The 13,387-nt window shown below is 52.2% G+C and carries 10 protein-coding genes and 1 pseudogene; 4 read left to right on the forward strand and 7 right to left on the reverse strand.

The annotated features are described in order from the left end of the window. The first annotated feature begins 271 nt into the window (after positions 1-271). Positions 272-1,831 (forward strand): CNNM family cation transport protein YoaE, encoded by a 1,560-nt coding sequence (yoaE, locus tag D6029_RS21895; RefSeq protein WP_120066783.1) that lies wholly within the window; start codon positions 272-274, stop codon positions 1,829-1,831. Between the two features lies 1 nt (position 1,832). Here yoaE and D6029_RS21900 read toward each other — a convergent pair whose 3' ends face one another. From D6029_RS21900 to D6029_RS21910, 3 genes are all read right to left on the reverse strand, one after another. Next, positions 1,833-3,431 carry an EAL domain-containing protein gene (locus D6029_RS21900; RefSeq protein WP_120066784.1) on the reverse strand — a complete coding sequence of 533 codons (1,599 nt, stop codon included), beginning with the start codon at positions 3,429-3,431 and terminating at the stop codon, positions 1,833-1,835. 144 nt (positions 3,432-3,575) lie between these two features. Beyond that, positions 3,576-4,751: an amidohydrolase gene (locus tag D6029_RS21905; RefSeq protein WP_120066785.1), complete on the reverse strand. Its 1,176-nt coding sequence runs from the start codon at positions 4,749-4,751 to the stop codon at positions 3,576-3,578. Positions 4,752-4,761: 10 nt separating this feature from the next. Further along, positions 4,762-5,952, reverse strand: a complete 1,191-nt coding sequence (locus D6029_RS21910) for an MFS transporter (protein WP_120066786.1) — start codon at positions 5,950-5,952, stop codon at positions 4,762-4,764. A gap of 159 nt (positions 5,953-6,111) precedes the next feature. Between D6029_RS21910 and D6029_RS21915 the strand changes: the two genes are divergently transcribed. Continuing rightward, complete coding sequence (locus tag D6029_RS21915; RefSeq protein WP_120066787.1) at positions 6,112-7,020, forward strand: LysR substrate-binding domain-containing protein; 909 nt, start codon at positions 6,112-6,114, stop codon at positions 7,018-7,020. Between the two features lie 55 nt (positions 7,021-7,075). Here the strand turns inward: D6029_RS21915 and sdaA are convergent, their stop codons facing one another. The 3 genes from sdaA to pabB all read right to left on the reverse strand — a co-directional run bounded on the left by sdaA (position 7,076) and on the right by pabB (position 10,580). After that, entirely contained in the window at positions 7,076-8,440 is a 1,365-nt protein-coding gene (gene sdaA, locus D6029_RS21920) for an L-serine ammonia-lyase (protein WP_120066788.1), read from the reverse strand. A 201-nt stretch (positions 8,441-8,641) separates the two neighbouring features. Then, entirely contained in the window at positions 8,642-9,220 is a 579-nt protein-coding gene (locus tag D6029_RS21925; protein ID WP_120066789.1) for a CoA pyrophosphatase, read from the reverse strand. Positions 9,221-9,224: 4 nt separating this feature from the next. Further along, complete coding sequence (gene pabB, locus D6029_RS21930; protein WP_335671921.1) at positions 9,225-10,580, reverse strand: aminodeoxychorismate synthase component 1; 1,356 nt, start codon at positions 10,578-10,580, stop codon at positions 9,225-9,227. Positions 10,581-10,695: 115 nt separating this feature from the next. Between pabB and D6029_RS21935 the strand changes: the two are divergent. Continuing rightward, a pseudogene (locus tag D6029_RS21935) lies at positions 10,696-10,869 on the forward strand (YoaH family protein); the annotation flags it as partial. Positions 10,870-10,992: 123 nt separating this feature from the next. Here the strand turns inward: D6029_RS21935 and D6029_RS21940 are convergent. Next, positions 10,993-11,337 (reverse strand): RidA family protein, encoded by a 345-nt coding sequence (locus tag D6029_RS21940; RefSeq protein ID WP_120066792.1) that lies wholly within the window; start codon positions 11,335-11,337, stop codon positions 10,993-10,995. 129 nt (positions 11,338-11,466) lie between these two features. On the opposite strand from D6029_RS21940, the gene D6029_RS21945 reads away from it, so the two are divergent. Further along, on the forward strand, positions 11,467-13,377 hold the full coding sequence (locus D6029_RS21945) for an ATP-dependent DNA helicase (protein WP_120066793.1): 1,911 nt from the start codon (positions 11,467-11,469) through the stop codon (positions 13,375-13,377). Positions 13,378-13,387: the final 10 nt, after the last annotated feature.

A 13,387-nucleotide genomic window follows, 5' to 3' on the forward strand; every position in this document is an offset into this window, starting at 1 on the left:
ATGCCCCTGGTCAATGACAGAAAAATTGCAAAATCAGGTAAATCTTTGCAAAAGGGCATTTTGCTCTGATATTGTTTGCCTCTCGTTTAATTACCAAGGAGTAAAGGGCAGTAGCCCACCGTATGGACCGTCACCGACGTCTTTTCAATATCAGGCCTGAATATTCAGTCCTTCACATTGGCGTTTCACGCCCCGTTAATACCTTAAAACCTATCTCTGCGTCCGCTGTATGCGTGATGCTGCTTAATTATTCCCAAAGCAGGAGCTTGTCATGGAACTCTTAATGGACCCCCAGATATGGGTGGGTTTACTGACGCTGATTGTGCTGGAAATAGTGCTGGGTATTGATAACCTGGTTTTCATTGCCATCCTTGCGGATAAACTGCCGCCGAAACAACGAGATAAAGCCCGACTTATCGGTTTATCCCTTGCTTTGATCATGCGACTCGGTTTGCTGTCATTAATTTCATGGATGGTGACGCTCACCCAACCGCTGTTTACCGTCGCAAACCTGACGTTCTCAGGGCGTGACCTGATCATGCTCTTTGGTGGCCTGTTCTTGCTGTTCAAAGCCACAACAGAGTTGCATGAGCGGCTAGAAAATCGCCAGCATGATGATGGGCATGGAAAGGGTTACGCCAGTTTCTGGGTCGTGGTATTGCAGATTGTGGTGCTTGACGCGGTGTTCTCACTCGATGCGGTGATTACCGCAGTGGGAATGGTAAACCATCTGCCAGTGATGATGGCGGCGGTGGTTATCGCGATGGGTGTGATGCTGTTGGCGTCGAAACCGTTAACGAACTTTGTTAACCAACATCCTACGGTCGTGGTGCTGTGCCTGAGCTTCTTGTTGATGATTGGTCTGAGTCTGGTGGCCGAAGGTTTCGGGTTCCATATTCCTAAAGGCTATCTCTACGCGGCGATTGGTTTCTCGATAATTATCGAATTCTTCAACCAGATTGCGCGCCGTAACTTTATTCGTCATCAGTCAAATGTCCCGCTACGTGCGCGTACGGCTGACGCGATTTTGCGACTGATGAACGGCAAACGCCAGGAGCGTTCGCAGAATGAAGACAACAAAACTATCACGCCGATTGAAGCTGAATCTTTCGCAGCGGAAGAGCGTTACATGATTAACGGTGTGCTGACGCTGGCATCTCGTTCATTGCGCAGCATCATGACGCCACGCGGTGAAATTTCCTGGGTTGATGCTTATAAATCGACCGCAGAAATCCGTGAGCAATTGTTGGAATCTCCGCACAGTTTGTTCCCGGTTTGTCGTGGCGAACTCGATGAAATCATCGGTATCGTGCGTGCGAAAGAGTTGCTGGTGGCGCTGGAAAATGGCGGTGATGTGGCTGCGATTGCTGCGCAGTCTCCGGCTATTGTTGTCCCCGAAACCCTTGACCCAATCAACCTGCTAGGCGTGTTGCGCCGTGCTCGCGGCAGCTTCGTTATTGTGAACAACGAATTTGGTGTGGTGCAGGGCCTGGTCACGCCGCTGGATGTTCTCGAAGCGATTGCTGGTGAATTCCCGGATGCTGACGAAACGCCGGAAATCGTGCGTGATGGCGATGGCTGGTTAGTCAAAGGTTCAACCGACCTGCATGCGATTCAGCAGCACCTGGATATCAACACCCTGGTGGATGATGACGAAGATATCGCCTCGATTGCGGGTCTGGTTATTGCGGTAAATGGTCAAATCCCGAAAGTGGGTGACATTTTAGAAGTCGCTCCGCTTCGCATTCAGATTATTGAAGCCAACGATTACCGCGTAGACCTGGTTCGCGTGGTGAAAGAACGCTCTGAGCACGAAGACGAACAAGAGTAATTTAGCGTAACGGGATAACCGGGATCGGGTGCCCATTACGGCGCGGAGGGGGAGAATTATTCCCCCTCAGCCAACGAGGAAACTCACTCAACGGCATTGGCCGCGCGTATAAATAACCTTGCAGCACATTCACGCCATGGCGGCGCAGGTATTCTGCCTGCTCAGGCGTTTCAACACCCTCAGCCACCAAATCAATTCCTAGCCTCTGCGCCAGCGCGATAATAATATCGGTGACTGTCGAGTTCACCGCATCCGTACCAATAGCCGCAGTAAAAGACTTGTCTATTTTCAGCACATTGGGATTAAGCGTTTCCAGGTAAGCCAGCGAACTTTGCCCGGTGCCAAAATCGTCGATCGCCAAATCCACACCCATTCGGTGCAAATCGCGCACCACACGATGATCGACATCCGGTAAAGCATCACGCTCGGTTAATTCCAGCGTCAGCTTTTGAATGGCTTTTGCCGGGAACCAATAGCGCCGCAAATCAGCGATAATTTCGCCTTCGTGGAAGTGGCTGGCGGCGACGTTAATACCGATGTGGAAATCGCGTGATTTTGGGAAAATATCAATTTGACGAACGGTTTCCTCAAGCACGAAGCGAGTCAGCGGTGCGATTAAATTTTGCTGCTCGGCGAGGGGAATAAAGACATCCGGCGAGATCCAACCCTGGCGCGGATTGTGCCATCGCAACAGCAGTTCGACACCGACACACTGCAAATTTCGCGCGCTCACCAGTGGCTGGCAAAAGACCGCGAACTCATGCGACGCAAGTCCCACGTTAATTTCCCATGAAAAACTCATGCGGTTCGCTGTCGCCAGCCAGGCGATGTAACCAATCAACATGCTGAGGATGAGGGCCAAAGGGAGTTGGGTTGGCAAATGACTTAATGCCAACGCACCGGCGGCAGGGCCAATGGTGGTGACGGAAAACGCAAACTTTTCAGAAGCCATCTCACGGCTGACCTCGCCTTGATCCATGCTAATTCGCTGCAACAAACCTTTGCCATATTCAAGGTGCGAATCAGAAACGTTCAGCACCGCACGCGATACCCACGGGCGTTCAGGCTCGAGAATTAATCCGGTCAGCAACTCAATATTAATAATCTGCATCACGCCATCGTGGCGGCTGTTTGCCAGCGGCATCCAGGATAATAAAACCGGTGTTCCTTTCAGCAATGAATGATCAACGGAAAGAAATAACAGCGGTTGTGCGGAAGGGAGTCGTGGCTGCAGCAGGTTAATCGGTACGGCACGTTCACCAAAAATACTTGAACAATAAAGAATGCCCCCTTTGATAAGCCCGATGGAGCGCACTGTTTGCAAACGCGCGGCATGCTCGCGCATTTTTAGCTGGGCAGCCTGGCAAGGCATTCCGACCAGCGGCAGGACATCTTTATTGGCCTGTTCAAGTGGGGCCAGAATGCTTTCGATGGTGCTAATCACACGTTGGTTAAACGCCTGCAGCCGTTGTTCATTGTCGTTTCTCTCGGATACGTAACGGGCGCCAAGAGTCACAAACAGCGCCAGAACAGCTAACGCAACACAGACAATTAAACGCCTGCGGCGATAACCTTTTAAAATGCGCTGAGCCGTCTGCATCCTGTTTCCACCTTGTATGGAACCGCGACCGAAATCGGCACGCAGAACATACAAAGTGTAGTGGGGGTTTGGACTTAGGTTGCAAAAATCATACGTTATGCTGACTCGACAGCACCGTTTGGTGAGTGCTGCCAAAATAGTGAGTTAAACGATAAGCGGGCTAATCAAACTGAGGTGTGTTTTAACGCCGACTTTCATCGCTTCTTCATCCAGTCGGAAGTGAGGATTATGGACATTCCACACTGCACCGATTTCGGGATTTCTGGAGCCGACGAAAATAAAGCAGCCCGGAACGTGTTGCTGATAAGAAGAGAAATCTTCGCTACCAAATAGCGGCGCCGTGACCGTTTGCAGCGTCTGCGCCGGGAAATGCTGATCAATGACTTTACGGGCGATTTCACAGGCGGCAGGGTGATTGTTACCCACCGCATAACCCGGTTGCCACTGGATATCAAAACTTGCGCCGTGAGCGGCAACAATCCCTGAAATCACTTGCTCCATCAGTTGCGGCACAAGCTCACGAACCTGTTGATTGTGGGTGCGCAAAGTTCCCGCCAGATGTGCGCTATTCGGGATAACGTTGTAGCTTTCGCCCGACTGGAAAGTGGCGATAGTTAAAACAGGGGTGTGGAGCGGATCTACCTTACGCGCCACGACCTGCTGTAATGCGCTGACGACTTCGGCACCAATCACAATGGGGTCCACGCATAAATGCGGCATCGAACCATGGCCGCCTTTGCCGGTGATCACAATATCGAAATTATCACTCGATGCACTGAACACACCTTCTTTGAGCGACAGTGTTTGTGTCGGTTTGTCGGGCATCACATGCAGGCCGAAAATGTATTCCACATTGTCCAACACGCCGAGATTCACCAGCTCCTGCGCACCACCCGGCGGCACTTCTTCCGCGTGCTGGAAAATAAAACGCACCGAACCTTTGAGCTTATCCTGGAAATGGCACAGCACTTTTGCCGCGCCCATTAACATGGCGGTATGCGCATCATGCCCACAGGCATGCATCACGCCAGGCTTGCATGACGAGAAGGTTTCACCGCTCTCTTCCTGCAAAGGAAGCGCGTCAATATCGGCCCGCAATGCCCACACCGGGCCGGGATGTTTACCCTTTAATTCTGCGACTACGCTGTTGGGTGTTAAGCGGCGTAACTGCAACGGGCCGAAATTTGCCAATTCTGCGGCGATATAATCCGCAGTGGCTTGTTCCTGAAACGAGAGACACGGGTTAGCGTGAATATGCTGACGCCAGCGCGATACATCATGGGCAACTTCTTCGGTCAGAATATCAATATTGAAAGTCATAATGGCTCCGTTATTCGGTCACAGTGTTTAGCGCAGTTTTCTTTGCCATCAACGGCACGACGGCTAACGCGGCGCAAATCATCGAAAGGGATAAGAAGATAAAAGTTGTGTGGTAGTCCTGGCTGGTGCTAATCAAATAACCCATCACGATAGGCGAGACGAATCCCCCCAGCGTGCCACCGGTATTGATCAGACCAATTGCGGCACCCATGGTTTCCACTGGCAGGCGTTTCATCGGCAAGGTAAAGGCGGTGACAAAACTGCCCATCAAAAAGACCTGGCCCAGGAACAAGAACGCACTGGCGGCAACAGGTGAAGCCATATGGTAAATGGTGAATATGCACAGAGCGCTGGCGACAGAACAAGCGACAATGACCAACGGCTCGCGTCCCTGGAAATACTTACCGACCAGCCAACCCGTTCCCAGAGAGGAAATCCAAATCCCCAAACCGCCAGCGGCAATCACCAGCCCGGAGGTTTCGAGCGGCATATGGCGCTGTTGCACAAGGAATTTAGGCAGCCAGGCCATCAATCCATAACTTGGAATATTGATGCAGAAAATAGAGACGAATAGCAGAATCACCGTCGGGTTTTTCAGCAGCGTTCGGTAACTGACGGTAGAAGTGGTTTTGGCGGTAGCCTGCGGCTTTTGCACCAGCATAAAAATCACAATAGCGACCGCACAGGCCATCAAACCTAAACCGGCAAATGAACCCCGCCAGCCGATATGCGTTAATGCACTCACGGCAACCATCGGGCCGATGGTCATCGCAAGGCCTGCCGATGACAGCAAAATCGACTGAGCAAATGTCCTTTTCTCAACGCTGAAATTACTGACCACCGCTTTAGCGCAAGAGCACGGATAGCCCGAATGCCCAATTCCAGAAAGGAAGCGGAACACAATCAACATGCCAAAACTCAGCCCGAGCACGCCGAAGCACAGGGCAAAACCACCGAGCAGGCAGAGCGAAGCCACCAGCATGGTGCGAAAACCGATGCGGTCATTTAACCAACCGGCGGGAATTTGAAACAGCGAATAGGAGAGGAAGAAAATACCGGTGATATAACCTAATTGCTGGGTAGAAACGCCGAACTCTTTTTCGATAGGCAATAATGCGAAGCCCATCACCGTTTTATCTATATAGACAATGACATAGCCCAGAAATAACAGGAAAATCATCAAGGAGTGATTCTTTTTCATCTTGCGGACCCTTTTGCGGAATTCCGTGCCAGCGGGCGAATGGCCCGTCGGTTTTCATGTTCATACAGCGAACTCTGATAGCTATATAAGCAGTGCGGGTAATCCCGTAAAAGATGCAATTTTGTTTGGGGTGATGCTTTTTGTTGATAGGGGGTGCATATGAAATATCTGCCGAAAATGCAGCAATTGCATGTCTTCAGGCAAGTGGTGCGCAGCCGCAGCATCCGTGGGGCGGCAAGGGTGATGGGGCAATCTCAGCCCGCGGTCAGCCGGACGTTACGAGAGCTGGAGCAAGTTTTATCCGTGCAACTATTTTTGCGCGGCAACGAAGGCATCACCTTAACCGAAGCCGGAGAGGCGTTTGCCCGGCGGGCTGAGTGGATTCTGGAGGAGTTACAACGCGCTGCCGAAGAAGTTGAACAGATTAACCACTTTTCCCAGGGCAAGCTGAATATCGGCTTCTCATCGCTGATTGCACTGAGTGTTTTCCCCGCTGTAGCCGATAGCTTTAAATCACGTCTGCCGCAGGCGAGTTTGCGCATTAAAGAAGGGCAATTAGCCACGTTGCTCCCGTTGCTGCAACAAGGGGAGCTGGATTTAGCCATCGGCACCATCAACCCGGCTAAAGTCCCGGAAGATGTGATTGTTGAGCCGCTGTTTAGTGCGCCATTTTGTGTGATTGCCCGGCGTGGGCATCCGCTTGAAGGAGCCACATCGCTGGCTGAATTGAGCAGGGCTAAATGGTTGCTGCCGGAAGCGAATATCGGTTATTACCAACAGCTTCAGGATGAACTTAACGAGTTTTACGGTCAGATGCATGAAGCGCCGATTCGCACGGACTCGGTGATTTGTGGGCTGAATATGGTGTTGCATTCGGATTATCTGACGATAGTCGCCAGAGCCATGAGCACGCCGTTGTTTTTGCAAGACCGGTTGACGGTGTTGCCGATCACCACGTTGCCATCGGCGCAGTATTGCGTGATCTGGTCGCAGAAATCGGATTTGACGGCTACTGCCAGGCAATTCTTATTAGCGCTGCGACAGCAATGCCAGAATTACCCTTGGTAAAAGAAAATGGCCCGCTTTTCAGGGGGCCATTCAGGGGATGAGTCACACAGTACTTTTAATCACACTGCACTTTAATCGCCAGGCCGCCGCGTGAAGTTTCACGGTATTTGGCGTTCATGTCTTTGCCTGTTTCGTACATGGTTTCGATGACTTTATCGAGTGACACGCGTGGCTCGCTGGTGCGGCGCATCGCCATGCGCGTGGCGTTGATCGCTTTTACGGAAGCAATGGCGTTACGTTCGATACACGGCACCTGAACCTGGCCAGCGACCGGGTCGCAGGTCAAGCCGAGGTTGTGTTCCATGCCGATTTCCGCAGCAACACAAACTTGCTCCGGGCTTGCGCCGAGGATTTCAGCCAGGCCAGCAGCAGCCATTGAACATGCCACACCGACTTCACCCTGGCAGCCAACTTCTGCACCAGAAATAGACGCGTTCATTTTATACAACGCGCCAATCGCACCGGAGGCGAGGAAGTAACGGATATAGGTATCCGGGCTGACCGATTCGATAAAGTGATCGTAGTAGGCCAGAACCGCCGGAACAATCCCGCATGCGCCGTTAGTCGGAGCCGTAACCACACGTCCGCCAGCGGCGTTTTCTTCGTTAACCGCCAGCGCAAACATGTTCACCCAGTCGATCACGTTCATTGGGTCGTTGGAGAGTTTATCGCTGGAAACTAACATGCGGCGCAGCGCGGATGCACGACGCGGCACGCGCAGTGGGCCAGGCAACACGCCTTCTGTATTCACACCACGGTCGATACAGGCGCGCATGGTCTGCCAGACGTTGGCAAAATACTCTTCGATTTCTTTGCGACTGTGCAGCGCCAGTTCGTTCTGCATAATCACGCCAGACAACGACATGCCTGTCTCTTTGCAATGATTCAGCATTTCTTCGGCGGAATTAAACGAGTAAGGCACCACGATTTCGTCAACGGCATCTTTGCCGAAGTTTTCTTCATCAACGATAAAACCACCGCCGATGGAATAATAAGTTTTGGTGTAGATCTCTTGCTCGCCACTGAACGCGTGGACGGTCATGCCGTTTTCATGCAGCGACAAGTTGTCGTTACGGAAACACATGCCGGAATCTTTCGGGAAATCGACTTCATGGCGACCCTGGGCCAGCCACAAACGCTCGCGGGTTTCGACATCACGGATAAACGCCGGGATGGAATCAATATCCACGGTGGCAGGCTCGTTACCGGCAAGACCCATAATAATGGCGATATCGGTATGGTGCCCTTTACCTGTCAGCGACAGGGAACCGTAAACATCGACCGCAATGCGCGTCGTGCTTTCCAGTAATCCTTTTTCGACCAGGTCATCGACAAATAACTTACCGGCCTTCATCGGGCCGACGGTATGGGAACTGGATGGCCCAATGCCGACTTTGAACATGTCGAAGATGCTAATCACGATAAAACTCCTTAAAGACTACCGGGTATATAAAATTTGCTGCTGCAAAATCACAGTTAGCTAGTTTAAAAATTTATTGCTCACCGTAGTAAACTATTCACATGAATTAAACTAATGCTTAACTTTAGCTACACTAATGGCAGCTAAACCGCGGCGAGACACTCTGCTAAATATAGCCGTTTTCTCAGAATTAAAGAGTGATCAAGCTTCCACGCCTATCTGTAAAGCTAACTCACGGATGATTCCGGCCGTCATCCCCCAGACAAAGTAGTGTTGATACCAGGAAAGCCAGACGCGATGGGCATTGCCACGGCGGTGAATGTCCAGTGGATGATAGCGTCCGAGCGTTAATGCCTCCATCAGCGGCATTTCAAACACCGCCGCCACTTCATCTTCACTGGCCTGATACGGCAGATTAGGCGGGATGATGCCCACCACGGGAGTGACCTGAAATCCCGTCACGCTATCCACGGGCGGGAGCGTGCCGATCACTTCAACGCTATCCGGTGAAATAGCCACTTCCTCCCAGGCTTCGCGCAGGGCGGCAGCAATCAAAGACTCGTCGGTATCGTCCACCGCACCGCCGGGGAAAGCGACTTGCCCGGCATGTTTGCGCATCATCGCCGAGCGCTGTGTCAGCAAAAGCCCCGGCTGTGGGCGACGCACAATAGGGATCAGCACGGCGGCCTGGCGCTTATTGCCGCTCAGTTTGGTCGCAGGTGGTTGCAACAGCTGAAAACGCGATAAAAAATCATTCATGCTCAGGGACAAACCAGACATCACTTCAACTCTCTAGTTGCGGCAAGATACGATTAACTTTATCAAAAGTTTCCTGATATTCCGCAGATTCAACACTGTCGGCCACAATGCCGCCGCCTGCGGAGCAATACAGTTTGCCGTTTTCCGCAGTCAATGTGCGGATGGTGATGCTGGTGTCCATATTGCCGCAGAAGCTCAAATAGCCAATGCTTCCACACCAGGCGTTGCGGCGCTGTGGCTCCAGTTCTTCAATGATTTCCATGGCTCGCACTTTCGGTGCACCGGTAATCGAGCCACCGGGGAAGCAAGCACGGAGCAAATCAGTCGCCTGTAAATGTGCAGGAAGTTGCGCGGTAATCGTGCTCACCAGGTGATGCACCGCCGGGAAGGGTTCGACGACAAACAGCTCCGGGACTTTTACGCTGCCGGGCACGGCGACGCGGCCAATATCATTACGCAGCAAATCAACAATCATCAGGTTTTCAGCGCGATCCTTCGGCGAATTTGCCAGCGTCTCAGCCTGCTGCGCATCGGCAACCGGATCTTCAAGGCGCGGTAGGGTGCCTTTAATTGGGCGCGTCTGGATATTTTTGTCTTCGAGCAGAATAAACCGCTCCGGTGACAGACTTAAAATTGCGCTTTCCGGTAAACGAATAAACGCGCTAAATGGCGCACGGTTTGCAGCATTCAGTCGCTCAAATGCTTGCCACTCGTCGCCTTCATAACTGGCGTGAAAACGCTGTGCGAGATTGATCTGATAGCAATCGCCACTCTCGAGATATTCCTGTACCTGACGGAATTTAAGTCCATACTGCTCGCGGGTCATATTTGACTGCCATTCTCTGGTCAGATGGAATGGCTCACTGGCCGCGGGAATCTGCGATTGAAGCCAGTGAAGTCGGGCTGAATTATCGCCCCAGCAAACTAGCGTGAGCTGTTTTAGTTGGTGGTCGGCGACCAGCGCCCAGTCATAAATCCCTACTGCCATATCCGGCGTGGTGATATCCGCCAGCGCATGTTCAGGTAGCTTTTCAAAGTGGCGACCCAGGTCATAACCAAACAAGCCCAGAGCACCGCCTAAAAAGGGGATGTCCGGGTGTGTTGCGGGTTTATGACCAAAACTGTCCTGCGTTTGCTGTAATAGTTGTAGCGGGCAGTTTTGATGTGTTGATTCCACACCCGCCTGGCAAATTGTGGTTTCAGGGCCGCGAGTCACCAACGTGGCGACAGGTTCAGCCACCAGAATATCAAAACGATTATGGGGATGGTCAGCGAAGCCGGAATGCAGCAGCATCGCCCACGGTTGCTGCGCCAGTGATTTGAAAGTGTGTTGAACAGCATCCGGATGCCACGGCAAAGTTTGATAAGTTAGAGTTTGCAACGTCATAAACCACAACTAAAAAATAGACACAGAGCTCTGCCAGGCCAGTGAACCCTCTGGAAACCCTGACAGCAGCGTGAAATAATTAACCCAGGCAATGTAACAGGAGTCGAAAATGTTTGCAGGATTACCCTCATTATCCCATGAGCAACAGCAGAAAGCAGTCGAGCGCATTCAGGAACTGATGGCTAACGGCATGAGCAGTGGAGAAGCGATTACGCTCGTCGCCGCAGAAATCCGTGCCAATCATACCGGTGAAATGGTCGCCATGCGCTTTGAAGATGATGATGTTGGCGACGCTGAAAGCGATGAAGAAAACGAAAATGACGACGAAGAAGAACACTACGTCGATCATTATGAAGAAAACGACGACGACAAATAATGCGTAACGCGGGCCGAAACCCGCATTTCTTCACACTGCCGCGATAATTTTAATCTCAACTTTATAACGCGGGTTCATCAATTTTGCCTGCACGGTACAACGCACCGGCGCGTGACCCGCGACAACCCACTCGTCCCAGGCTTTATTCATAGCGGCAAAATCACTGCCTTCTGGCAGGAAAATAGTGGCATCAAGGATTTTACTTTTGTCGCTGCCTTGCTCGAGAAGCACGGTGTCGATTTGCGCAAGGGTATTGGCGGTTTGCTCATAGGCATCCGCATCCAGGTTTTCTGGCACGCCGGTGTAGTACAGGGTGTTGTTATGGATAACCGCATCAGACCAACGCGCTTCCGGTTTTATACGCACAATACTCATCACTGCTTCCTTCTCTGCTGGTTCATAATGCGCAACAGCCTGCCACAATCTGCCAGGCGCTTCCACCGGCTTGCTGGATTAACACCGCTCAGACTGACATAATCACTGGCAATAAACCCAGGGGGTATTGTGACAGACGATTTTGCAGCAGACGGCCAACTCGCTACGGCGATAACCGGTTTTAAACCGCGTGAACCGCAACGCCAGATGGCGCAAGCCGTCACCAAAGCTATCGCGTCCGGGCGCGAGCTGGTGGTGGAAGCGGGAACCGGAACCGGTAAAACCTATGCGTATCTGGCTCCGGCTCTGCGCTCAGGCAAAAAAGTCATTATCTCAACCGGATCAAAGGCGTTGCAGGATCAGCTTTTTTCCCGGGATTTACCCACGGTTGCCAAAGCACTGGATTTCAAAGGTCGGCTGGCGCTGCTAAAAGGCCGCTCTAACTATTTGTGCCTTGAACGCCTGGAGCAAAATGCGCTGGCGGGCGGGGATCTGCAAGTTCAGACACTCAGCGATATCGTCAAATTACGCGGCTGGGCGATTGAAACGGTCGACGGCGATATCAGCACTTGTGGCAGCGTGGCGGAAGATTCAAACGTCTGGCCGCTGGTCACCAGCACTAACGACAACTGCCTGGGGCAAGACTGCCCGCTCTACAAAGACTGCTTCGTCGTCAAAGCGCGTAAAAAAGCCATGGACTCCGACGTCGTGGTGGTGAATCACCATCTCTTTCTGGCTGATATGGTGGTGAAAGAGGGCGGTTTTGGGGAACTGATTCCCGAAGCGGAAGTAATGATTTTCGATGAAGCGCATCAAATCCCGGACATCGCCAGCCAGTATTTTGGGCAATCGGTCTCCAGTCGCCAGTTGCTAGACATCGCCAAAGATATTTCCATTGCTTACCGCACCGAAGTGCGCGACGCCCAGCAATTGCAAAAAAGTGCCGACCGCCTGACGCAAAGCACTCAGGATTTCAGACTGAAACTAGGCGACCCCGGTTATCGCGGCAATCTGCGCGAACTCTTAGCCGAACCGTCTATCCAGCGTGCACTGTTATTGCTCGATGATGCGCTTGAGCTTTGTTACGACGTGGCGAAAATGTCGCTGGGCCGTTCTGCTTTGCTTGACGCCGCCTTCGAGCGAACCGTGACGTTGCGGGCGCGTATCAAGCGCCTGAAAGACGTCGACACACCGGGCTACAGTTACTGGTACGAATGCAATGCGCGCAATTTCACCCTCGCGCTCACGCCGCTTTCCGTGGCCGATAAATTCAAAGAAGTGATCAGCGAAAAAGCCGGAACCTGGATTTTCACCTCGGCAACACTTTCGGTAAACGACAAACTCAGCCACTTTACCGACCGCCTCGGCATTGATAATGCAGAAACTTTGCTGCTCGCCAGCCCGTTTGATTACGCCACTCAGGCGTTGCTGTGCGTGCCGCGTGGCTTACCGACACTCAATCAACCGGCAGCAGGAAAGCACCTGGCAAAAATGCTCAAGCCATTGATTGAAGCCAACAATGGTCGCTGCTTTATGTTATGTACCTCCCACGCCATGATGCGCGATTTAGCCGAACAGTTCCGCGCCACCATGACGTTGCCTGTGTTACTGCAAGGCGAAACCAGCAAAGGCCAGTTGTTGCAGCAATTTGTCGATGCGGGAAATGCCCTGCTGGTGGCGACCAGTAGTTTCTGGGAAGGGGTGGACGTGCGCGGTGATGCGCTCTCGCTGGTGATTATCGATAAACTGCCGTTTACCTCGCCGGACGATCCTTTACTCAAAGCGCGCATGGAAGATTGCCGCCTGCGTGGCGGTGAACCGTTTGATGACGTGCAACTTCCGGACGCGGTTATCACCCTGAAACAGGGCGTCGGGCGTTTAATCCGTGATGTTGACGACCGTGGTGTGTTGGTGATTTGCGACAATCGCCTGGTGATGCGCCCCTACGGTGCCGTGTTCCTCAATAGCCTGCCGCCGACGCCGCGCACGCGAGATATTAATCGGGCGGTTGAGTTCCTTAAGTTCCGACCGGAGCAGTAATTTGTGCCAG

The sequence above is a fragment of the Buttiauxella izardii genome (assembly GCF_003601925.1).
Taxonomy (GTDB): Bacteria; Pseudomonadota; Gammaproteobacteria; order Enterobacterales; family Enterobacteriaceae; genus Buttiauxella; species Buttiauxella izardii.

Coding starts and splice junctions, on each gene's coding strand:
- D6029_RS21900 (WP_120066784.1), bottom strand. CDS start 3,431: ATGCAGACGGCTCAGCGCATTTTAAAAGGTTATCGCCGCAGGCGTTTA.
- D6029_RS21925 (WP_120066789.1), bottom strand. CDS start 9,220: ATGTCTGGTTTGTCCCTGAGCATGAATGATTTTTTATCGCGTTTTCAG.
- D6029_RS21940 (WP_120066792.1), bottom strand. CDS start 11,337: ATGAGTATTGTGCGTATAAAACCGGAAGCGCGTTGGTCTGATGCGGTT.
- D6029_RS21910 (WP_120066786.1), bottom strand. CDS start 5,952: ATGAAAAAGAATCACTCCTTGATGATTTTCCTGTTATTTCTGGGCTAT.
- D6029_RS21915 (WP_120066787.1), top strand. CDS start 6,112: ATGAAATATCTGCCGAAAATGCAGCAATTGCATGTCTTCAGGCAAGTG.
- D6029_RS21905 (WP_120066785.1), bottom strand. CDS start 4,751: ATGACTTTCAATATTGATATTCTGACCGAAGAAGTTGCCCATGATGTA.
- yoaE (WP_120066783.1), top strand. CDS start 272: ATGGAACTCTTAATGGACCCCCAGATATGGGTGGGTTTACTGACGCTG.